Below are 24,609 nucleotides of genomic sequence, written 5' to 3' on the forward strand. Positions count from 1 at the left end.
CAATATAGTCGATAAAACAAGCCTCGAAACTATCTAGCTGAAAAATTACCCATTTCAGAGTAATTAATTTTTCAGCCCATAAAAAAAGAGATGCTAAATAGCATCTCTTTTTTGTTCGCCTAACCGTAAAACTATTTGTTTTCAGTCCAGCGATCCATCCAACCTAGTACGTTTTTGTACCACTGCTGTAGGTTATCTTGATTTAAGATCCAATGGTTCTCATCAGGGAACATTAATAGCTCTGATGGGATGTTATTGCGCTGCATGTATGTAAATGCCGCTAGTCCTTGCCCATAAGGCACGCGGTAGTCTTTCTCACCGTGGATCACTAACATTGGTGTGTTCCAGTTTTCAACATAGTTTACTGGATTGAACTTCTCATATAGTTCTTTATTTTCAGTGTATGTACCACCAAATTCATACTCAGGAAACCAAAGCTCTTCTGTTACGTGGTACATGCTACGCATATCAAATAAACCAGCGTGGTTTACAAGACACTTAAAGCCATCGCTCCAGTTACCTTGGATCCAGTTCATCATGTAGCCGCCATATGAGCCACCTAATGCACAGGCATTATCGGTATCTAGCCATTTTTGTTGCTGACCAACCGCTGCTAGGCCTTTTTGCAAGTCTTCAAGCGGTTTACCACCCCAATCTTGGGTGATTGAATCAGTAAAGGCTTGTCCATAACCGGTTGAGCCATGGAAGTCGACCATAACCACACCATAACCTGCGCCAGCCCAAAGTTGTGCATTCCAGCGACCACTGAATGAGTTACCAAATGAACCTTGCGGGCCACCGTGAACTAAGTATGCGATTGGGTATTTCTTACCGGCTTCATAATTAGCAGGTTTAATCCAGTAACCGTGTACTGTCTCGTTATTCCAACCTTTGAAGTTAAATTGCTGGAACTCACCAAATTGAATTTCAGCTAATTTGTCTTCATTAACATTGGTTAAACGGGTGAGGTTTTCACCTTCAAGGCTAATTTTATATAAGTCGCCCGGCTCAACTAATGATTTGTTGCTGAAAATAAGCCCTGACTCTGTCACTGCGACAAGGTTGTTACTGCCATCATTGTATATCGGACGAACATCACCAAACTGAGTGTTAACTTCAAAGATGGTCACTTGACCAACATCTTGCGCCGTGACATAAAGCGTGCGGCCATCATCACTGAAGGTCAGTGAGCTTGGGCTGCGATCCCATAACGGTGCCACTTCTTTTTCTGCGCCAGTAACTGTGTCACGCAACATAATGCGGTAACGGTCAGCTTCAAATCCAGGCTTACTCATCGCAAGATAAGCCAGTTGACGACCATCTTTAGAATAAGTCGGTTGTGCATCCCATGCTTTATTATCTGGCGTTAGGTTTTCAGCCGTGCCACCAGCAACAGACACTTTCCATAGATCATAGTTGGTCGTCCATGCTTGATCTTTGCTTGGGGCTTTGGCGCTATAAACAATGTGTTTACCATCTGCGGTAAAGGTCACCTCTTCCATGCCTGAAAAAGGCTTTGGCGGGGTTTCAGTATCTAAACCTTGGGTAACATCAACAACATCTGTTACTGGCTTGCCATTTAGCTGACCGACAAACAAATGGTTACGGGCGTGATCTTCCCATGTATCCCAATGGCGAACCATGAGTTGTTTGTATTCACGACCCGTGGTCTTTTTGTTTTCTTCAGCCTCAATACGATCAACCGTACAAGCTAAGTCTTTACAGTCAGGAAATACGCGCATGTTCATGACAACTTGTTTGCCGTCATTTGATAACTTATAGCCATTGATATCCAATGGTAAGTCAGTCACTTGCATCGCTTCGCCACCAGTTAAGGCTAAGTTAAATAACTGACTAGAACCGTTACGCGCTGCTAAGAAGTAAATTGATTTACCATCAACACTAAAAGTTACGTCATGTTCAGTGCCTTTATGTGAGGTAATTTGAACTGGCTTAGCATTTTTATCACTCAGATCCAGTAAGTATAAATCAGAGCTGCTGTCGCCCTGCTCATCAATTAACTTAACGGCATACACTAACTTGCTGCCATCATTTGATACAGCGGCAGAATGAAGCTTATTCAACTTTACAAGTTGTTGAACATTAAAGGGGGTTTTAGCAGGCTCTGCTGCTTGTACTGACAAGGCAAAGCCTGCAGTTGCAATAGCGAGTAAAATTGACGATTTTTTCATTTGATGAAGTTCTCTTTTTAATTTTTGTTGTGTTACCAATGTCTGTGTTATTTTTTAGTGCTACATCACAGCAAAATGATTAATCGATGAAATGCTGTTATCAAACAGTTTACAGACTGAAAGTACACTGTTTCAAAAATACCAATAATAAGTACTGATAGCACACTACCCAAACAAAAACGCTCAGGCAATAGGATTTTGACACAATCCAAACCTGAGCGAGATTATTTGCGCTATTTGACGAAATTAACCACAAAAACCATAACGTGAAATTAAAATTAACGCTTATTTGGTTTTGGCATTAGCAATATTAACTTTCCAAATTGCCGGACCTGTTTCATGGGCATTAACGCCTTGAGTATCCACAGCCACGGTAACCGGCATATCTTGAACATCAAATTCATAGATAGCTTCCATACCTAAGTCTTCAAAAGCCACCACACGAGATTTCTTAATCGCTTTAGATACTAAGTAAGCAGCGCCGCCGACAGCCATTAAATAAACGGCTTTGTGTTTTTTGATTGATTCAACGGTTTGTGGCCCACGTTCAGACTTACCAATCATGCCCATTAAGCCCGTTTTATCTAACATAAGATCAGTGAACTTATCCATACGGGTTGCGGTTGTTGGGCCTGCAGGGCCCACAACTTCATCGCCTACTGGATCAACAGGCCCTACGTAGTAAATAAATTTACCAGTAAAGTCGACGCCATCAGGTAAACCTTCACCTGATTCAATCAAGGTTTGAATGCGCTTATGAGCCGCATCACGACCTGTTAGCATTTTACCGTTAAGTAATAAGGTATCGCCGCTTTTCCAGGTTTCGATTTCAGCTTGAGTGACTGTGTCTAAATTAACACGATGAGTATTCTCACCTGCTTCACGGGTAATTTCAGGCCAATCAGCTAATGATGGCGGCACTAAGTCAGCAGGGCCAGTGCCATCTAAATGGAAATGCACGTGACGTGTTGCTGCGCAGTTAGGGATCATTACCACAGGTTTTGACGCTGCGTGAGTCGGCACTGATTTAATTTTAATATCAAGTACCGTGGTCAAGCCGCCTAAGCCTTGCGCGCCAATACCCGTATTGTTGGCACGTTCAAAGATATCTAAACGAAGCTTCTCTTCAGTGGTTTCAGCGCCGCGCTCCATTAGCTCATGGATATCAACCGGGTCCATTAACGACTCTTTGGCAAGTACCGCGGCTTTTTCAGCTGTGCCACCAATACCTATGCCTAACATACCTGGCGGACACCAACCTGCGCCCATAGTCGGTAAGGTTTTTTCAACCCACGCAGCAATATCATCTGACGGGTTTAACATCACCATTTTTGATTTGTTTTCTGATCCGCCGCCTTTTGCTGCGATCATGACTTCAATATGATTACCTGGCACCATATCAATATGAACTACAGATGGCGTGTTATCGCGAGTGTTTTTGCGGGAACCTGCAGGATCGGCAACGATTGATGCACGTAAAGGGTTATCGGGATTCAGGTAAGCTTGGCGTACACCTTCATCTACCATTTCCTGAACCGTCATATCGGTTTTGTCCCACTGCACTGCCATACCAATTTTGACAAAACTGGTCACAATACCTGTGTCTTGGCATAAAGGACGTTTACCTTCTGCTGACATACGTGAGTTAATCAAAATCTGTGCGATGGCATCTTTTGCAGCCTCGCTTTCTTCACGATCGTAGGCCTTAGCCATTGCATCAACGAAATCTTTAGGATGGTAGTACGAAATATACTGCAGAGAATCAGCAATGCTTTCAATAAAGTCAGCTTGCTTGATCACGACATTAGCAGATGAGTTTGTAGACATATAGGGGCGCTCCAGCAGCCATTGCGGCATAACTTGTTTTATTTTTATATGAATGCAATTTTAAAATTGCCTTCAATTAGCTATTAATCCTTTCAGGGACAATATGATACTCTTTCCAACGTTTTTGGGCTACATCACATTTTAAATAGGTTACAACATGCATTCTCGGGGCAAGCAATCGCTGGCAATTCAGCAACTGGATTGGAATATTAGTACGCACACCTTGTTTGAACATTTCTGCCACAAGCCTTGGGCTATGCTGTTAGATTCGGCCAACGCAGCCCATACTGATGCTAAATATGACATTATTGCTATTAGTCCAATTGCTTGTTTAACATATCAAAATAACCTCAGTAAACTCACTATTGTCGATGAAGCGTTAAGCCCGTTACTAGCGAGCTTTGATAGTCAGCAAGCTGTTTTTGATAATCTAGCTCAGCTGCAGCAAACACTTTACCCGACAAAACAGCCATGCAAGTTCCCTTTTAGCGGCGGCGCATTAGGTAGCTTTAGTTATGACTTGGGTAGAGTGATAGAAAAACTGCCAGACAGCGCTATGCAAGATATTCACTTGCCTGAAATGAGCGTGGGTTTTTATGACTTTTGCTTAATCTATTGCTATCAACAGCAATGCTGGTTTGGTTTACATTATCAAGGCCAAATTGCCCTTGATACTGCATTGAATAAAATTGAGGTCGCAACTAAAAAAATAACCAAAAACAAATCCACGCAGCCAAAATTCAAACTAACCTCCCCTTGGGAAAATCAAAATACAAGCCAGCAATACCAAGAAAAATTTAATCGGGTGCAACAATATTTGCATTCTGGCGATTGCTATCAAATAAATTTAACTCAGCGGTTTTCAGCTAACTATCATGGCAATGAGTGGCAAGCTTATTGCGCGTTATCTACAGCCAATAAAGCCCCTTTTTCAGCCTTCTTGAGGTTGGAAAATCACTGCATAATGTCAATTTCGCCAGAGCGATTTATTCAACTTTCTGGTGATAAGATTTCTACTAAGCCTATTAAGGGCACCTTGCCTCGCTCAGCAGATGCTGAAATTGATAAACAAAAAGCCCAGCAGTTACAGCACTCAGTAAAAGATCGCGCTGAAAACGTGATGATTGTGGATTTGCTGCGTAATGACATCAGTAAAGTCGCCACTGCGGGCACAGTTAATGTGCCCAAGTTATTTGATATTGAGAGCTTCCCTGCGGTGCATCATTTAGTCAGCACCATTGAAGCTACCCTCGCGGCTAATTTGTCTGCCATCGATATTATCAAGGCAGCCTTTCCGGGTGGTTCTATCACTGGCGCGCCCAAAATTAGAGCCATGCAAATTATCGAAGAATTAGAGCCATCAAGACGCAGTATTTATTGCGGCAGTATTGGTTATATCAGTCAAGATGGCACTATGGATAGCAGCATTACCATTAGAACCTTGCTGACTGAAGAAGATAAGATTTATTGCTGGGCCGGTGGCGGTGTAGTGGCAGATTCTAATGCCGATGCTGAGTATCAAGAATGCTTTGATAAGGTCAGTAAGATTCTGCCTATATTAGAAAAGCTCTAAAACAAGCATATTAATTCAACCATAGTAATAGCTCTGTTAAGGGTTAAGCTGAAGCTTACGAAAGTTAACTCAGCTAAAACTTAACTAAGCTAAGGGTTGAGTTAAATCTCACAATCATCACACTGCCGCTTTACTTAACCTTTAACTTAGTAGTAAAAAGGTATTCAACTGTATAACTGCTGGCGATATTGCTTAGCCACCTGTTGCCAGCTAAAGCGTTCTTGACTGGCAGCAATCTCCATTTGACGATATTGCTCAGGTTGCTCATTACTCAAGCTTAAGGCGTTAATTAACACCTGAATAAATTGTTCCGCTTGATGAGCTAAATTATGACCTTCAAATAACCAACCGGTTTGCTGATCTTTAATGGTATCGCGTAAACCACCTACCCCATGGGCAATACACACCTGACCTTGCTTCATGGCTAATAATTGGCTGATACCACAAGGCTCAAAGCTACTTGGCATGACAAACAAATCACCTAACTGATAAAGTTCATCGGATAATTGCTGATCATAGCCATTAATAAACACAAAGTTACTGTGCCTTGATGCGACCTGTTGAAACTCTTTGGCTATGACATGATCGCCACTCCCCAGTAGCATAAACACCCCTTGGGGTTTTAATCGTTTTAACTCAATCAGCATAGCGTCTAATAGGCTTTGGCCAGTACTGTTTGCCACAACGGGATAGGGTTGACGTAACAGCAACACCTTTTGATCTGTTAACCGCCCTACTGATGTCATTAAGAAGTCAATCGAGCTCGCTTGGTTGATTTGTTGCATTTGCCATTGTTGTAAACGCGCTAAAGCTATTTGATCGACACTGCGAGCAGAGTCTGTTTTACCTAACCATTTAATGACTGCATCTTGTGATTTCACTAATAGCTGATTAATCGATTTGTTAGCGGTTTTCTTATCAGGTTTTGCAGTGGTCAATTCACTTTCAGCACTATTAACATCACTATCATTAACACCACTGTTATCATTCTCATAAACGCAGCCATTGAGTATTCCTACAATGTCACCACGATTATGTTTATCTAACATGGACGCTTCTAAGCCTTCACCACCAAAAAAACCATTTTGATGATCGGATGCCATTAACACCTCATGAGCATAGGTCGGCGATACTAAATGCACCTTGTCACTGAGCTCAATACCCATTTTCATTGGGTTTACACAGTTAGGATATCGTGGATCGCTTAAATGAGCTTTTTGCTCATCTGTTAAAAGGTGCGTTAGCTCAGGAAACCATGCAGCAAATGATGAGACATCATCACGTATTGGTCTTATGCCCTGCAGGGCTAAATTATGAATTGAGAATACACATTGGCATTGCTTTAACATGGCATATTGTGGGTCAAATGCCCGTAACATCACCAGCATTCCGGCGTGCCAGTCATGCATATGCATCACATCAACTTCGGGGATTAAACCATCAATATAAGCTTGGGCTACCGCTAAATTAAATAAGGCAAACTTAGTGGCGTCATCAGCAAAGGGCCTATCATTACTGCCTGCACAATAAACTTGATTACCCTCGCTATTAAATAAATGATGCTCAAATAAGTATACTTGGCTGTTAAGGTTTGTATTGCCGTCAACACTGGTTCTGGGTCTTGGCATCAGCGCCACGCTGACGATTTCAATATTAGCACCAAATTTTACCGCTACAGTGCCGATGTTATTAGCATTATAAGTTTGTGCAATATAGCCATAATTAGGCATAGCCACATCCACAATAATATCTTCGCTTGCTAATGCTGGAGGCAAGTCGCGAATAACATCAGCCATACCACCGACTTTCGCGCCAGATATCGCGTCGTTCTCAGCTGCGATCATTAATACTTTTTTCACTAGTGAATACCTTTTAAATGCTATTAGGTTTTTTATTCGGTGTTACATGATGTAAAATGCTGAGCCGCCAAGTTTAACTAAAGGGTAAACCTGCAGCTCAACTAAATTGAAAAGCCGACTAAATTGAATAAGTCGACTAAATCAATTACTCATAACCCGTAGGTAAACCGAGCATTTTTCTAGTAACTAGGGTTATGCCTTTTTCTGACACCCTAAATCCACGGGCAATATCTTGGGCACGATTAAAGCCAATTTCCATACCTTCAGGAATGATACAACCGCGATCAATAATGGCATTTTGAATACGGCAATTTTTAAGTACCACTACATCAGGTAACAACACCGAGTCTTTCACTAATGAGTATGAACACACCCGCACTTCATCAAACAGCACACTACGCTTGACCTTAGCACCTGAAATAATACAACCACCAGAAACGATTGAATCTACCGCCATACCACGGCGATCATCATCATCGAAAACAAATTTAGCGGGTGGAAGTTGCTCCTGATAAGTCCAAATTGGCCATTTAGCATCATATAAATTTAGTGCTGGTGTGGGTGACAATAACTCCATATTGGCTTGAAAAAATGAATCCAAGGTGCCAACATCACGCCAGTATGCTGGCTCATCAGGTACTGCACTGGTGAACGGGAAAGCAAATATATTGGCGTGCTCGATAATGGACGGAATAATATCTTTACCAAAATCTCGGTCTGAGTTTTCGTTATTGGCATCTTTCTTTAACTGATCGAATAAAAACTTAGTGTTAAACACATAATTGCCCATCGATGCTAAACAAAACTCTTCATTACCTGGGATAGATTTAGGCACGGCAGGTTTTTCTTCAAAGCCGACCACCCGCATATCTTCATCCACTTCCATTACCCCAAACGCATTAGCGGCTTCAGGAATGGGCGTTTCTAAACAGCACACTGTCATATCAGCGCCAGATTCCGCATGAGCGGCCAGTAAACCGGCATAATCCATTCGATAAACGTGGTCCCCAGATAACACCATCACGTATTTAGGTAACTCATGACGAATAATATCGATATTTTGAAATACCGCATCAGCAGTGCCTTCATACCAGTTGCCTGAAGTTTGCTGTGATGCTGGCAAGATTTCCACTGACTCGCCCAGCTCTTTCTTAAAGTGGCCCCAACCACGGCTAACATGCCGAATTAACGAGTGAGATTTGTATTGGGTGACTACCCCAACACGGCGGATCCCTGAGTTAATGCAGTTTGATAATGGAAAATCAATAATGCGGAACTTACCTCCGAAATATAACGCCGGTTTAGCACGCCAATCGGTTAACTCATGTAAGCGAGAGCCTCGACCACCAGCTAGAATTAATGCATAGGTATCACGGGTAAGATTACTAATATAACGAGCATTTGACATATATTAAGACTCCTAACTTTAAACTCAGCAACTTGCTGAAAATATAATGGCGTGATTATTTGGCAAACCAAATGTCGTCACGATACGCACTAATAGTGTTGTCACTAGAAAAACGTCCGCTGGATGCAGTATTTCTAATACTCATTTGAGTCCAGTGTTCTTGATTGGCATAGGCAGCAGCGACGTTTTCTTGTGCTACGCGATATGCATCAAAATCGGCGGCGATCATCCATTGATCATATGGGTCTTCAATGGCAGCAATAATGCTGTCAAAAATACCCGGTTCCACTAAATTGAAATGGCCACTTTTAAGCATCTCTAACACATGTTTGAGTGCGGGTGACTGTTGAATATATTGATGGGGGTTGTAGTGAGATTTAAGCTGACTAACCTCGTCAGCATTAAGACCAAATAAGAAGAAGTTGTCATCACCTACTTCTTCAAGCATTTCAACGTTTGCACCATCGAGGGTGCCTATGGTGAGAGCGCCATTCATCATAAATTTCATATTGCCGGTGCCCGATGCTTCTTTACCAGCAGTGGAGATTTGCTCAGATAAATCTGTGGCCGGGCAAATTTTTTCCATGGCGCTGACGTTATAGTTTGGCAAAAAAGCAAAACGTAAATATGGCGTTACCACAGGATCTGAGTTCACCATATGGGCCACATTATTGGCGAGTTTGATGATTTGCTTGGCCATGGCATAACCAGGCGCCGCTTTGCCGCCAATCAGCACACAACGGGGCTGCATCCCTTGGGTATCACCCGCCACAATGCGTTGATATAAATGAATAACATGCAATATATTCAGTAACTGGCGTTTGTATTCATGAATGCGCTTAACCTGTACGTCAAACATCATCTTAGGGTCAAACTCAACCTCACACTCAGCTGCCACTAATTTGGCTAAATCTACCTTGTTATCAAATTTGACGCTCTGCCACTGCTTCAAAAAGGCTTGGTCATCGGTAAAGGCATTAAGGGCTGTTAGCTGGGTTAAATCGGTCACCCAACTATCACCTAAACGGCGAGTAATTAGCTGTGCCAAGCGCGGATTACAATGGGCCAGCCAGCGCCTTGGCGTCACACCGTTGGTTTTATTATTGAATTTGTGTGGCCATAGCTGATAAAAATCATTAAACAAACCAGACTTTAATAGTTGGGTATGCAGACCTGCGACGCCATTAACCGAAAAGCTAGCCACAATTGCAAGGTATGCCATTCTCACATGGGGTTCGTGGCCTTCTTCGATAATCGACATCGCCGCTAATTTGTCATTATCCCCAGGCCAATGGTGAGCAACGTCTTCGAGGTAACGGGCATTAATTTCATAAATAATGTCCAAAATGCGTGGCAACATGTGCTTTAGCATGCGCACAGGCCAGCGCTCTAGCGCTTCTGGTAACAAGGTGTGATTAGTGTATGCCACGCTGCTTGAGGTAATGTCCCATGCTTGATCCCAATCCAAGCCATAGGTATCCATGAGCAAACGCATTAATTCAGGTACTGAAATACTGGGGTGAGTATCATTAAGTTGCATGGCATTAAGCTCACTAAAGCGACTAAAATCGCTGCCATGAACCGCCACATAGCGCAGTAAAATGTCCTGTAAACTGGCCGAAGATAAAAAATACTGCTGCCTTAAACGCAGCTCTTTACCATTTTCACTGGCGTCATTGGGGTACAGCACCATGGTAATTTGCTCGGCCATATTTTTACGGGCCACGGCCTCGGTATAATCACCATCATTAAATTCTGCTAAATCAAAATCATCAGTGGCTTCAGCTTTCCACAGCCTTAACGTATTAATCCGATCGTTTTTATAGCCGGGTACTGGCATATCGTGTGGCACTGCGTTGACATCTTGAGTATCAATCCACACATAATGACGATGACCTTGTAGATCGACATAGGATTCAGTATGGCCAAAAAATGGCACACTAATGGTGTGATTGGCTAATCTCACTTCCCATGGATTGCCTTCTCTTAACCAGCGATCCGGTTGCTCTATTTGATATCCATCAACCACTTTTTGCTTAAACATGCCGTATTCATAGCGAATACCATAACCAACAACCGCAAGGTCTAAACTAGCGCAACTATCTAAAAAGCACGCGGCTAAGCGGCCTAAACCGCCGTTGCCTAACCCAGCATCAAGCTCGGCTTCTTGTAAGGTTTCTAAATCTACTGCGTAGCTATTTAGTGCTTCACGAGTTTGGTCAGTTAAATCTAAACTGAGTAAAGCATTACCTAAAGTGCGGCCCATTAAAAATTCCAGCGATAAATAAGCCACTTGTTTTTGCTGATATTGGTTATCCTTTAAGCGTGTTTCTCGCCATTGCTGCAGTAAATTGGCTTTAACCGCTGACGCTAACGCCCCATACATATCATTGGTGGCATTTTCATCACGGCTTAACACCCCTTGAAGCTGTCGCTTAAAGGTGGCATCTAAACTGTCACAAGGATCGCAATCTAGATGGTCATTACTTTTTGGTTCACTTTTGAGTGTCGATTTAGCCGCTTTAGTGGCCGGTTTTTTCTCGCGGGTTTTCCTTTTAGTGACTGTCATCGATTAATTCCTTATCTTGAACTAGTTGAAAATTGGCATGAAATAACATCAGGCTTCGACTTTGGAGTACTGCCTTACTTTCTTTAATCAATTCACTTTGCGCTAAATTGTCGTTATTAAGGTTTTGGGTTGACAGCAAGCATTGCCAAGGGCCGTAACAATTTAAACTCGGTAAGGTAAATGATTGATTTTCAACATCAGCATTGAGTAGCAGTAATAGTGCGTGGGGTTGTTGCGCCAATTCACCGGAAGTTATCACCACCGCCAAACTGCGACAGCTTTGTTCACTCCATTGGCGTTTGGACATAGGTTCGCCATCACGCCCATACCAAACAAAGCCACTATCACGTTTATTATCAGGTACATGAATAAAGTCTTTATGACATAAAATCGGGAAGCGCTGACGTAAGTTAATTAATTGCGAGGTAAATTCAACTAATGACCAATCAATAGTTTGCCAGTCTATCCAGCTAATCTTATTGTCTTGACAATAAGCATTGTTATTGCCTTGCTGACTGTGACCCATCTCGTCACCACACAAGATCATGGGTACCCCTTGAGACAGCAATAGCGTGGCAAGAAAGTTTCGTTGCTGACGTTGACGAGTTTGGTTAATCACAACTTTGCTGGTTTCGCCTTCTTCGCCGTAATTGGCACTAAGGTTTTCATGATGGCCGTCACGGTTTCCTTCACCATTGGCCAAGTTATGCCGTTGGTTAAAACTGACTAAGTCTTTTAAGGTGTAACCATCATGACTGGTAATGAAATTGATACTCGCCGATGGACTGCGACCATGGTGTTCAAAAAAATCATCTGAACCATGAAAGCGTCTGGCAAATTCAGGGAGCATGCCATGATCGCCGCGCCAAAAACGGCGCATAGTATCTCGGTAGCGATCGTTCCATTCACTAAAGGCAATAGGATAATTACCCAGCTGATAACCCCCAGGGCCAATATCCCAAGGCTCTGCAATCAGTTTCACCTGACACAGCACGGGATCTTGCGCTAAGGCATCAAAAAAACCGCATCCTGGATCAAAACCATAGGTTTCACGGCCTAAGCAACTGGCTAAATCAAATCTAAAACCATCGACTCCCATGACTTCAACCCAATATCGCAATGAGTCCATAATCAATTGCAACACTTGCGGATGGTTGGAATTAAAGGTGTTACCACAACCGGTATCATTGATATACAAACGCTGTTCGTTAGACACCAATCGATAATAGTTGGCGTTGTCGATGCCGCGAAAGCTTAAGGTGGGCCCCAAACGACTGCCTTCTGCGGTATGGTTATAAACCACATCTAAGATCACTTCGATACCCGCATCGTGCAGGCTATCAACCATGTCACGAAACTCAGTAATACTCTCGCCACTCATATAAGCTGCGTTGGGTGCAAAAAATCCAATGCTGTTGTAGCCCCAGTAATTACTGAGGTTCTTTTCGATTAAAAATGGCTCATTGAAAAAGCTTTGCACTGGCAGTAGTTCAACACAGTTAACCCCTAACTGGGTTAAATATTGGATACTGCTGGGGGCTGCAAGGCCAGCATAAGTGCCTTTAATATCATCATTTACTTCAGGATTTAACACACTAAAACCTTTCACATGGGTTTCATAAATGATGGTTTGCTCTAAAGGAATATTAAGCCTTTTAACCGGTCTGTTTCTTAGTGCTCTGTCATCTACTACACAGCATTTGGGCATGTATTTGGCGTTATCTTTGCTGCAAAAAGATAAATCAGAATCAGGGCTATCAATTTGATAGCCATAAGTTGCATCGTTAGCTTCAAGTTCACCAAACAGCTGCTTGGCGTAAGGGTCTAGCAATAGTTTATGATGATTAAAGCGGTGCCCAAGTAAGGGTTGATAGGGTCCATAAACCCGATAACCATATAAGGTACCCGCTTTCGCTTGTGGCAAGTAACCATGCCAAATTTGTCTGGTTTTTTGGGTTAACGGAAATTGTTGTTCGTTAAGCCCAAACTCGTCAAAAAGACATAGCACCACTTGGGTGGCGTTAGCTGAAAATAGCGCAAAGTTCACGCCATTATCATCAACGCTGGCGCCCAAGGGGTAAGGCTTTCCTGTAAGCAAAGGGTTAACCGATTCCATAGTTAATCCTCTTCAGATTCTAAACTGGTGTGGGCGGCCTTAACACTGAGCACAATCGTCGCCAATGGCGGTACAGTCACCAGACCACTGCGTGCCATGCCTTGCCAGTCAACATCGGTATTAATAATGGTGTCATTGCTTACCGCGCTACCGCCATAACACGGGCTATCACTATTGAGCACTTCGATATAATCATTTTCAGAAGGTAAACCGACCCTAAAGTCGTAATGCACTTGCGGGGTCATATTGACCACAAATATTAAATGCTGCCCACTGTCTTTGGCATAGCGAATAAAACTAAAGATACTGGCATCACCATTATCACAATCCAGCCATTGAAAACCTGATGGCTGATGGTCCAGTTCATATAAGGCTGGGCTTTCACTGTATAAGCTATTGAGATCTCTAACCCAATCTTGCATGCCTTGGTGCGGCGCGTATTGCAGTAAATGCCAATCTAGGCTTTGGTTATGATTCCACTCATCACGTTGGGCAAACTCTGTGCCCATAAACAGCAGTTTTTTACCTGGATGGCCCCACATAAAGCCTAAAAAGCTTCTTAAGGTGGCAAACTTTTGCCAATCATCACCGGGAATTTTATGCAGTAACGAGCCTTTACCGTGCACCACTTCATCGTGACTTAAGGACAAAATAAATTGCTCGGTATAGGCATACACTAAGCTAAAGGTCATTTCATGGTGGTGATGTTTACGGTAAATGGGATCGCGACTAAGGTAACTCAAGCAGTCATTCATCCAGCCCATATTCCACTTAAAGCCAAAGCCTAAGCCACCATTTTCAGTGGTGTCAGTCACTCCGCCCCAAGCGGTTGATTCTTCTGCCACCATAGTGACACCTGGGTAGGCGGCATAGATTCGCTCATTGAGCAATTTCAAAAATTCAATGGCTTGAATGTTTTCGCGTCCGCCATACTCATTAGGCAGCCATTGACCAGATTCTCGGCTGTAATCGAGATATAGCATGGAAGACACGGCATCTAGCCTTAGCCCATCGAAGTGAAACTCTTCAAGCCAATAACAGGCATTACTGAGTAAAAAGCTTTGTACTTCGCCGCGGCCGTAATTAAATATTAAAGTGTCCCAGTCAGGATGCTCCCCTTGACGTGGATCTTGATGTTCATACAAACAACTACCGTCAAACTTAGCCAGTCCATGAGGGTCTTTAGGGAAATGAGCCGGCACCCAATCTAATAAAACTCCAATATCATGTTGATGACATTCATCTATAAAGGCTTTTAAGCCAACGGGATCACCAAAGCGGTAAGTTGCTGCATATAAACCAACAGGTTGATAACCCCAAGAGCCATCAAATGGGTATTCACTGATTGGCATCAGTTGCAGGTGGGTAAAGCCCATTTCTTTAAGATATGGAATCAATTCATCAGCTAAGTCTTGATAACTGAGGTAACTATCGCCCCACTCACCTTTACGCTTCCATGAAGCGAGATGAACTTCATAAACAGACATAGGCAATTGATGTAGTTGCTGTTTTGCGCGCTGCTTAAGCCATTTTTTGTCTTGCCATTTATAATCAGTTTTGTGTGGAACAACCGATGAATTACCCGGCGCTGCTTGCATTTGAATCGCATAAGGGTCGGCTTTTTCAGTTAAAGCGCCATCTTGTGTAGTGACACTAAATTTATAAAATTGGCCTGCATCAGCATTGGGAATAAATATTTCCCAAATGCCATTACTAGGATGAAAGCGCATGATATGGGCTCTGCCATCCCAATGATTAAAATCACCTACTACGGCAACTTTTTGAGCATTCGGCGCCCAGACACAAAAATGAACACCTTCTACACCTGCGATAGTCTTCCAGTTCGCACCTAGAAATTGGTAGCTTTTTTGCTGCTTTCCTTCAGCAAATAAGTAGATGTCATCATCATCCAGCAAGCTGCCAAACTGGTAGGGATCGATTATGGTTTCAATACTCATTGGATAAGTCACTTTTAAGCTATATAAAAATGGCTTAACCCGTCGTCCCATAGTGCCAGCAAATAAACCCTGCTCATCAACTTGGGTTAATGAAGCGACTTTTTTACCATCTTTTAGACTGATCACTTCAACTTCTATTGCACCTTTGACGAAGCATCTAACGATCAAAGATTTGCCATTGTCGGCTTTATGCATACCCAGTAATGAAAATACATCAGTAAAATTACCACTCAGTAATGCGGTATCGGTTCCATGATTAAAATAAGGGGCATTATTAGTCATTTTGCATTGCTCCATAAATGTTTGAATTAATGATTACGCTGTTCGTTATTCGCATTAGCCGTAAACAGCCCATTCAGGCTTGCCGCTGTCATCTATATATTTGCTACGTCTGGTTTTATTGATGGCATCGAGCCTGTTATTGACTGTTGAATCTGCTGAAATTTGTTCTAAAGTGCGACTTAAGCGTCGACACCAATTGGGGTATTGTTTCCAAGTACCGGGAATGTTTATCGGTTTGACTTCATCGATCAGATCATCAATTTGAATGCTATATAGGGCTGAATTACCCGATGCCGATAACTGGAGCCAAGCAAGCATTAATTGCTCAAAATCAACTTCACCCATCACAATATTGGCTTTGATAAGATGATGCTGACTAAGTAAATCCAGTAGTTGTTGTTTCTCTATCAGCCTTAGCGATTTCGCCTCATCAAGTTGTTGCTCGTTGTCATACAGATTTAACTGATGCCGTAATTCAATATCTGCCGCAGTCCACCACGCCGTTAATGTCGGCACATCATGGTTTGCTAGCATCATCAAACTGTGAGACTTATAAAAGGCGGGGTTCATAAAGCCGTCATGATGTTTAGCAAAGTAAAATAGTTCGTTTGAAAATATTTTTGCTTTAGCTAGGTTGGCGACAATTTCTGGCGGCACTATGCCAAGGTCTTCGCCAATTAACACACATTGGGCTCGCTGACTTTCTAGGCACAAAATGGCTAATAAAGTATCCAATGGGTAATACACATATGCCCCATTGCCTAAACCTTCCTGCTTAGGCCACCACCATAAGCGTAATAAGCCCATGACATGATCGATTCGTAAACCGCCACAAGACACCATATTCGAGCGGATCAAATCAATGAAATGCTCAAATTTATGCTGGGCTAATTTGATAGGGTCAAATGGCGTTAAACCCCAGTTTTGCCCTTGAGGGGCAAAAGGATCTGGCGGTGCACCAATATTGGCATTGGTACAAAAATTATCGATATTTGCACAGACTTCAGCCCCCGTAGGCGAGGCACCGACTGCCATATCACGAATTAGCCCTAAGGACATGCCTGCAGTTTTGGCTTTTGCCTGACACTGAAGTAATTGCTCATAAGCGATAAATTGTAAATAACACAGAAATTCTGCATCTGTAAAACACGAATTTCGCTGTTGCTGGTGGGTGACATATTGGCTTAAACCTTCACCCTGCTGTTGCTTAAAACAGGCAAAGTCTAGATAGCGTTTACTGTGGTTGTTTTTATGCTCTTTAATAAACGCGTTAAACAGCATTTGATAAATAGAAAATTTAGTTTCATGTATCTCGCAGTAATCAAGCAACCTAGACTGAGCTAATTGATATTGTTTATTTCGCCAAAGCTTAGAAGTTATAACCCCTTCAATGGCAGCGTATTCAGCCACTGACTCGATGTGAATGTATAACGGATTAAGTCGACGTCTATCTGATGGGCTATAAGGGCTGGCACTTTCTGGTAAATCCAGAGCGTGTAATGGGTTTAGTAAAATAAAATCTGCGCCTTTGGCAGCAGCTAACTCGATGAGCTTTTGTAAATCATTAAAGTCACCAATCCCCCACTGGCTTTGGCTAGTAAGGCTATAAAGTTGGGTGCTAAGCCCCCATTTGGCTGTTTTACTGTCAGCATGAACATAGGCGCTGCGCGGCGCAATCATTAATTGACCGGTATATGTTTCACTGGAGCTTGCAGATTCAACAGTGGCACTGATACCGTGGTAACCAAGGCCTAGCGGGGCATTAATGTCATCATTTAATTGATACTGATATTTAAGATAACTGATACCATCAATGCCATAATCACCCACAACCCGCATTTGGCCGAGGCTGATTGGAAAATGAAATTTATCACCATGTTCAATTTCAATCTCAACTTTTATGCTGCCAGTAAAATGCTCAGGTAAATGAAACTCAACAATAGGGTCATCCACATAGCTCCATTGAAACCCATGCAGAGGCTGTAACCATGGCGCGGCATCTAATTCAAAAATCCGTTGCTGAATAAATTCATCGCTTAAAGTCGAGCTAACAAAAGAACGATTAGCAGCAATATTATTTAGCGTGTCACTCGTTGATGCACCTTTAGTTGATGCATCATTAACACACATGGATTGTAAAATTCCATTTCTATCTAGAGGCTGGATCTGTACATTGTTGCCAAAGCAATCTATAAACTCAGCGCCTACGCCTTGCAAATACAGTAACTTCCCTAGTCCCATATTTGTCGCCCTCGCGAATGTCTTAACTGATTAATAACCCAGCAGTTACCATGCCAGCACAACATCACAGTTTAACGACAGTTTAATTTCAATCAGGTTACAGAATAAAAAGACTAAATTTCAAAAACTTAAAACCAACTGATTGTAAATTAAATTTACAAACTTGTTTAAAACGAAATTAAAAGCGTAATTAAAAACAATCACTTTGGTGCATTAACGCACAGCAAACGTGCAAAAAAACCAAACCCAATTTTACTGCAGGGCCTATAAAGTAAAATAACAGCCATAAAACTTTGCTTATAAACAGCTTAAAACCGTCAAACTTACGGTTATTGTGCTAATTTAAAGGGAAGACTTGCGCCATTTTATTTTTATAAAACCAATATGATTATCTGGGACGTTTGATGAATACTACGCAGTTCAATATTCACTTTTCATTGCAAACATTAACAAACCATATTGTTTCCCCACCAAAAGAGCTTCGCTCTAGAAAAGCCGCTGTATTAGTGCCTTTACTCGAAGTAGATGGCGAGCTTCAACTGTTGCTAACCAAAAGAGCATTACATTTACGCGCCCACCCAGGTCAATTTAGTTTCCCTGGCGGTAAAGTAGATAAACAAGATAGCAGTATGATTTTTACTGCCCTTAGAGAGGCTGAAGAAGAGATTGCCTTATTACCTGAAAATGTTGATGTGATCGGTACATTTCCGCCCCATACAACCTTTACCGGATTTGAAATAACCCCAGTTATCGGCATTGTTAAACAACCTTTTGAGATAGCGCTAGATCCAGGAGAAGTCGCCGAGGCTTTTTGGGTGCCACTTAAACACTTTTTAAACCCTAAAAATCGACACAGTATTCAGTATCAACGTCATGGCAGCTTTTATGATGTCCATTATATGCCCTATCAAGGTAAATTCATTTGGGGAGTAACAGCGGCAATCATTAATTTACTCTGTTGTCATTTAAACAATTCAGCTAACGTTTTTAATGGTTAATAAAAGAAACTTAAGTTTAGTTTCACTACAAACGAGATGATACCAACCATTCAAATAAGCTAGCGAATTACAAACCCGCTACCTGTGACATATTCAAGTGTTACAGTTAAAGCAGGCTCTCAGAATAATCGGTTCTCAATCCTTTTGAGCTCGCTATATTGGAACTAGCTATAATTTAAATCGCTATAACAGCGGCTTCTATTAGCATAAGTCTCACTAAAATCCCCAAACTGGAAAACGGCTAAGCGCCAGCCACTGATAGCAGCCTAAGTAAGACTTGTATTAGCCTTGGTCATCTACATATCACCGCTAGTTAAGTTTGGCAGGTTTTAAATACATCACTTTGTCATACGCTTATAACTGAATTTTCAGATAAAAAAGTAATATTGCCGCAATATTTTTAAGCAGATTCTGCTGGGTTTGTTAAAACTTGTGAAAATATCTGCCTGCAAGCGGCTTTTACCCTTGTGAAAAGCCCATTTCAAGGTAATATAAAGCCCCTATTTATATCATTGATTCATTGGAGAACTAAGCAACAATGAGCATTACATCTGTCGCTTCTGTATTTAAAGGTGACTTTGCGATCGGTTCGCAAGTTACGGTACGTGGTTGGGTTCGCTCACGCCGCGATTCTAAAGCTGGTATTTCATTTCTAGCCGTTTATGACGGTTCATGTTTTGATCCTATTCAAGGTGTTGTACCGAATAATTTAGAAAATTATACCAATGAAGTGCTAAAGCTTACTGCTGGTTGCTCTGTGATCATGACTGGTGAAGTTGTTGAATCTCCGGGTAAAGGCCAAGCATTTGAAATGCAAGTAACCAAGGTTGAAGTTGCAGGTTTAGTTGAAGACCCTGATACTTACCCTATGGCTGCTAAGCGTCACTCAATTGAGCATTTACGCGAATTAGCTCATCTTCGCCCACGCACTAACATTATTGGCGCAGTGGCCCGTGTTCGTAACTGTTTATCTCAAGCTATCCATCGCTTTTACAATGAACAAGGTTATATCTGGGTTTCTACACCACTTATCACTGCTTCTGATACTGAAGGCGCGGGTGAAATGTTCCGCGTTTCGACGTTAGATTTAGAAAATCTACCCCGTAACGATCAAGGCACAGTTGATTACAGCGAAGACTTTTTCGGTAAAGAATCATTCTTAACCGTATCAGGTCAGTTAAATGCTGAAACTTACGCTTGTGCATTATCAAAAGTGTATACCTTTGGCCCGACTTTCCGCGCTGAAAACTCAAATACTAGCCGTCATTTAGCTGAATTTTGGATGGTTGAACCTGAAGTGGCTTTTGCTGATTTAGATGATGCGGCCAAACTTGCTGAAGACATGCTGAAATTCTGTTTCAGAGCCGTTCTTGAAGAACGTCGCGATGATTTAGAATTCTTTGCTCAACGAGTAGAGAAAACTGCCATTGAGCGTTTAGAAGCATTCGTGACCAGTGACTTCGCCCAAATCGATTACACTGATGCCATTGAGATTCTTAAAGCTTGTGATAAGAAGTTTGAGTTTGATGTTGAATGGGGTATCGACTTACATTCAGAGCATGAACGCTACCTTGCTGAAGAGCATTTTAAAGCGCCTGTTGTTGTTAAAAACTACCCTAAAGACATCAAAGCATTCTACATGCGTCTTAATGATGACGGTAAAACTGTAGCAGCAATGGACGTATTAGCACCAGGTATTGGTGAAATTATTGGCGGCGCACAACGTGAAGAACGTTTAGACGTTCTTGATGCTCGTCTTGCTGAGATGAACTTAGACCAAGAAGATTACTGGTGGTACCGTGATCTACGTCGTTATGGCACTGTGCCACACGCAGGTTTTGGTTTAGGCTTTGAGCGTCTAGTATCTTATGTTACTGGCGTAAGCAATATCCGAGACGTGATCCCATTCCCACGTTCACCTAAGTCAGCCAACTTCTAAATCTAACTGGCTCACTCAATAAAAACGCGCTTAATTAGCGCGTTTTTTTATGGCTTAAATATGGCAAAATACCTTTGAATTTCATTCAATAAAAAAGGCTCTCAGCAAAGTAATTATCACTTTAAGCCATTACTTAATAGGTTTTTTAAGAACTGATATTTTAATCGTTAACTGTTAATAATGATTTTATCTCGCAATTGTTTTACTTCATCTCTTAAGGCTGCAGCTTGTTCAAATTCAAGGTCTCGCGCATGTTGATGCATCTGCTTTTCAAGTACATCAATCTGCTTGGCTAACTCTGCAACACTTAGCACCTTAGTGTCTTTATCGCCATATTCAGGCGATTTCTCTGCAACTTTACCGAAGGCGGTATATTGATGTTTACTGTTACCACGGTGAGGATCGCCTAAGTCCATCACATCGGTGATTTTCTTAACTACCCCTTTAGGTACTTGGCCTAATTTCAGGTTATGCTCATGTTGTTTGGTGCGGCGACGTTCGGTTTCTTCCATGGCTTTTGCCATAGAGTTGGTAATTTTGTCAGCATATAAGATCACTTTACCGTTAACATTACGTGCAGCGCGGCCAATGGTTTGGATTAAAGAGCGCTCAGAGCGCAAAAAGCCTTCTTTGTCAGCATCAAGAATACACACTAAAGACACCTCAGGCATATCGAGTCCTTCACGAAGTAAGTTAATCCCCACCAATACATCGAAAACGCCAAGCCTTAAGTCACGAATAACTTCGACTCGCTCAACGGTATCGATGTCTGAATGTAAATAGCGTACTTTCACCCCATGTTCATCGAGGTATTCTGTAAGATCTTCTGACATCCGTTTGGTTAAGGTTGTGACTAAAACCCTTTCATTGGCCGCGACACGCTTTGGAATTTCAGATAACAAATCATCTACTTGTATCGCCACTGGGCGCACTTCTAATTCAGGGTCTAATAAACCTGTCGGCCTAACCACCTGCTCTGCAATTTCGCCATCACTTTGTTCAAACTCATAATCACTGGGCGTGGCAGAGACAAAAATGGTTTGAGGCATTAATTGCTCAAACTCTTCAAACTTAAGCGGCCGGTTATCTAACGCTGACGGTAGTCTAAAGCCATATTCAACTAGGGTTGTTTTACGACTTCTATCACCTTTATACATAGCGCCAATTTGTGGCACAGTAACGTGTGATTCATCGATAATCAGCAGGCCATTTGCTGGTAGATAATCTAATAAGGTAGGCGGCCCATCGCCTTCTGTACGACCTGATAGATAGCGTGAATAGTTTTCAATACCAGAGCAATAACCCAGTTCGACCATCATTTCAATATCGTATTGCACCCGTTCGGAGATCCGCTGCGCTTCTATTAGCTTATTGTTATCCAAAAGCTCCTGACGGCGTTCTCTTAACTCTTCCTTAATATGTTCCGTTGCTTCGATAATCGTTTCACGAGGAGTGACATAGTGACTTTTAGGATAGACTGTGGTTCTTGCTAAGCGCTTAGTAACCTGCCCTGTTAATGGATCAAATTCACTGAGCTGCTCAATTTCATCATCAAATAATTCAATTCGTATTGCATCACGCTCTGATTCAGCAGGAAAGACATCAATCACTTCACCGCGAACCCTGAAAGTACCACGCTGTAAATCAATATCATTGCGAGTGTATTGCAATTCACCTAAGCGGGTAATGATGTCTCTTTGTCCCATCAGATCACCCTGACGAAGATGCAATAGCATTTTCATATAAAGTTCGGGGTCACCTAAACCATAAATTGCCGACACTGAGGCTATCAGCACCACGTCTTTGCGTTCTAATAAGGCTTTGGTTGCAGAGAGCCGCATTTGTTCAATATGCGCATTGACCGAGGCATCTTTTTCAATAAAGGTATTTGACGCCGGAACATAGGCTTCTGGCTGATAATAATCATAATAAGAAACAAAATACTCTACGGCATTATTAGGAAAAAACTCTTTCATTTCGCCGTATAACTGCGCTGCAAGGGTTTTGTTTGGCGCCATGATAATCGTTGGGCGTCCTAAGGTTTGAATAATATTGGCTACCGTAAAGGTTTTACCAGAGCCCGTAACCCCTAATAAGGTCTGCTTAGCCACGCCTGCATCTAAGCCATCAACTAATTGCTTGATTGCCGTGGGCTGATCACCAGCAGGTGTATAGTCTGATACAAGATTAAAAACCGATTCTGACACTAGGATATATCCTTCTTTGTTGAAGGTGCATTTTATACTGAAGCCATCCATCTTTGCGAATGAGATTTATAGAAAACAACACTTAGCAGTAATTTATTACATTTCAAGCTTAGAAATATGAAATATTGCTACAAACGGAGTTTTAGGCTGCATTAGGTGAACAAAGTGCCTAAATCCCTTCATGAATGCACTATTTAATACACAACATTAACTTAAGCTTGTTTACATTAAGGCTCGCTAAACAACATTCATTAGAATAAAAGCATTGCATTTCTTATCACTCTGAAATTAAACAGAATTTTATTTATGCTGAACATTGGTAGATTTTAAGTCACTACCAATGTTTATAAGGGCTTGAGGGCATATTTCAAGAGTAACACACAGGCTTATCCACAGATTTAGTGGATAAGTCACTCTAACCCAATACTGATGGGCTATTGCAATAGGTGCGGTTTAATAAAATCGTAAAAAAACTATCATGAAATAAAATTACATTTGAAAGTTAGACTTACGAACTAGAAAAAATTTACATAACAATTGCACTGTTTCGATTATTAGGTTTTAGCAAATTAAATAGCATGTGATTAACATCAAGCATTTAGCTTAAAATACCTGCTTGAGTCTATATCCTGACTTACTTTAATCAAGACGTTAGCTCAGTACACTCAAGCTGCATATCACCCATTACTACTAGTATACTTACTCCATTTTTAACTATTCTGCCAAGAGTGAAACAAACTGCTGCGCAACCTTTATTGGTATTCCCTATTCGGTGTTGTTAAGAATGGTGAATAAGCGCTGATACCTGCGTTGTGACATAAGCAAAGCTTCAATCAATTTTAAATCCAATTAACAGCGTTACGAATAGCGCTAGCTGATGGATCAATTTGATGGCAGTTATGACTAGAGATATCAAGCCAGCAAACGCTATAACTCAAGTCGCCCTATAAATGTACAGCGAGCATCTTATATTAGCCGCTTGACCAAGCAGTGGGATACGTCTTTATTTTACTCAGCTTGCTTGAACTTAGCTTATATAGAAGCGTTTAACTGTCCTTTAGTTGCGACAAGTGGTAATAACCATAAAGCTTAAATTGACCAGGCAGGCTTATTTGCAGATTCACTTGAGCACTAAAAAGTAATCTAAAAGTGACATTAGGCGTATTGAACATTTAAATCAGCTTGTTTTAGCGCCGATATGAAAATATAAGCTTTAGAAATACCAAGCATTTATTTCTAAAAGCTGTTTTAATCAAAAAATAAGTTAACTAAAAAACACCCATAACGGCCATTTATAAGCCTCAATGTGTATTAGGTGAGCAGTTAACATCAATTTTTCACTTTTTTTTATATCTCGAGTTGACGGATTGATCAGGGCGTTTTACTATGCGCTCCGTTCTCAGCAATACATTGCTAAAGACGATTCCCCTGTAGTTCAGT

The 24,609-nt window shown here is 41.7% G+C and carries 12 protein-coding genes; 3 read left to right on the top strand and 9 right to left on the bottom strand.

Going from position 1 to position 24,609, the window contains the following annotated elements:
- Positions 1 to 131: 131 nt before the first annotated feature.
- Positions 132 to 2,192 (bottom strand): S9 family peptidase, encoded by a 2,061-nt coding sequence (locus AB4140_RS13040; RefSeq protein WP_102438144.1) that lies wholly within the window; start codon positions 2,190 to 2,192, stop codon positions 132 to 134.
- Positions 2,193 to 2,477: 285 nt separating this feature from the next.
- On the bottom strand, positions 2,478 to 4,019 hold the full coding sequence (locus AB4140_RS13045; RefSeq protein ID WP_303462315.1) for a fumarate hydratase: 1,542 nt from the start codon (positions 4,017 to 4,019) through the stop codon (positions 2,478 to 2,480).
- A gap of 157 nt (positions 4,020 to 4,176) precedes the next feature.
- Here AB4140_RS13045 and pabB point away from each other — a divergent pair, with 157 nt between their 5' ends.
- Positions 4,177 to 5,592, top strand: coding sequence for an aminodeoxychorismate synthase component I (pabB, locus tag AB4140_RS13050; protein WP_372001228.1), 1,416 nt, complete (start codon positions 4,177 to 4,179; stop codon positions 5,590 to 5,592).
- A gap of 164 nt (positions 5,593 to 5,756) precedes the next feature.
- Here the strand turns inward: pabB and AB4140_RS13055 are convergent, their stop codons facing one another.
- The 6 genes from AB4140_RS13055 to malQ form a co-directional block, all read right to left on the bottom strand.
- Complete coding sequence (locus AB4140_RS13055; RefSeq protein ID WP_372001230.1) at positions 5,757 to 7,451, bottom strand: glycogen synthase; 1,695 nt, start codon at positions 7,449 to 7,451, stop codon at positions 5,757 to 5,759.
- 145 nt (positions 7,452 to 7,596) lie between these two features.
- Positions 7,597 to 8,859: a glucose-1-phosphate adenylyltransferase gene (gene glgC, locus AB4140_RS13060; RefSeq protein WP_102438149.1), complete on the bottom strand. Its 1,263-nt coding sequence runs from the start codon at positions 8,857 to 8,859 to the stop codon at positions 7,597 to 7,599.
- A gap of 55 nt (positions 8,860 to 8,914) precedes the next feature.
- On the bottom strand, positions 8,915 to 11,428 hold the full coding sequence (locus AB4140_RS13065) for a glycogen/starch/alpha-glucan phosphorylase (protein ID WP_372001232.1): 2,514 nt from the start codon (positions 11,426 to 11,428) through the stop codon (positions 8,915 to 8,917).
- Positions 11,415 to 13,544, bottom strand: a complete 2,130-nt coding sequence (gene glgX, locus AB4140_RS13070) for a glycogen debranching protein GlgX (RefSeq protein WP_303412652.1) — start codon at positions 13,542 to 13,544, stop codon at positions 11,415 to 11,417. The genes AB4140_RS13065 and glgX overlap by 14 nt, the downstream gene beginning before the upstream one ends.
- Before the next feature lie 2 nt (positions 13,545 to 13,546).
- Positions 13,547 to 15,784: a 1,4-alpha-glucan branching protein GlgB gene (gene glgB / locus AB4140_RS13075; RefSeq protein WP_372001234.1), complete on the bottom strand. Its 2,238-nt coding sequence runs from the start codon at positions 15,782 to 15,784 to the stop codon at positions 13,547 to 13,549.
- Positions 15,785 to 15,838: 54 nt separating this feature from the next.
- Positions 15,839 to 18,025 carry a 4-alpha-glucanotransferase gene (gene malQ, locus AB4140_RS13080; protein WP_102531717.1) on the bottom strand — a complete coding sequence of 729 codons (2,187 nt, stop codon included), beginning with the start codon at positions 18,023 to 18,025 and terminating at the stop codon, positions 15,839 to 15,841.
- A 404-nt stretch (positions 18,026 to 18,429) separates the two neighbouring features.
- Here malQ and AB4140_RS13085 point away from each other — a divergent pair, with 404 nt between their 5' ends.
- Positions 18,430 to 19,023, top strand: a complete 594-nt coding sequence (locus AB4140_RS13085; RefSeq protein ID WP_102438159.1) for a CoA pyrophosphatase — start codon at positions 18,430 to 18,432, stop codon at positions 19,021 to 19,023.
- A gap of 538 nt (positions 19,024 to 19,561) precedes the next feature.
- Positions 19,562 to 20,962: an asparagine--tRNA ligase gene (gene asnS, locus AB4140_RS13090; RefSeq protein WP_102438161.1), complete on the top strand. Its 1,401-nt coding sequence runs from the start codon at positions 19,562 to 19,564 to the stop codon at positions 20,960 to 20,962.
- 167 nt (positions 20,963 to 21,129) lie between these two features.
- Here asnS and uvrB read toward each other — a convergent pair whose 3' ends face one another.
- Positions 21,130 to 23,169 carry an excinuclease ABC subunit UvrB gene (uvrB, locus tag AB4140_RS13095; protein ID WP_102531716.1) on the bottom strand — a complete coding sequence of 680 codons (2,040 nt, stop codon included), beginning with the start codon at positions 23,167 to 23,169 and terminating at the stop codon, positions 21,130 to 21,132.
- Between the last annotated feature and the right edge of the window lie 1,440 nt (positions 23,170 to 24,609).

Origin of the sequence: Shewanella sp. 10N.286.51.B2 (assembly GCF_041469265.1) — a bacterium.
Lineage (GTDB): Bacteria > Pseudomonadota > Gammaproteobacteria > Enterobacterales > Shewanellaceae > Shewanella.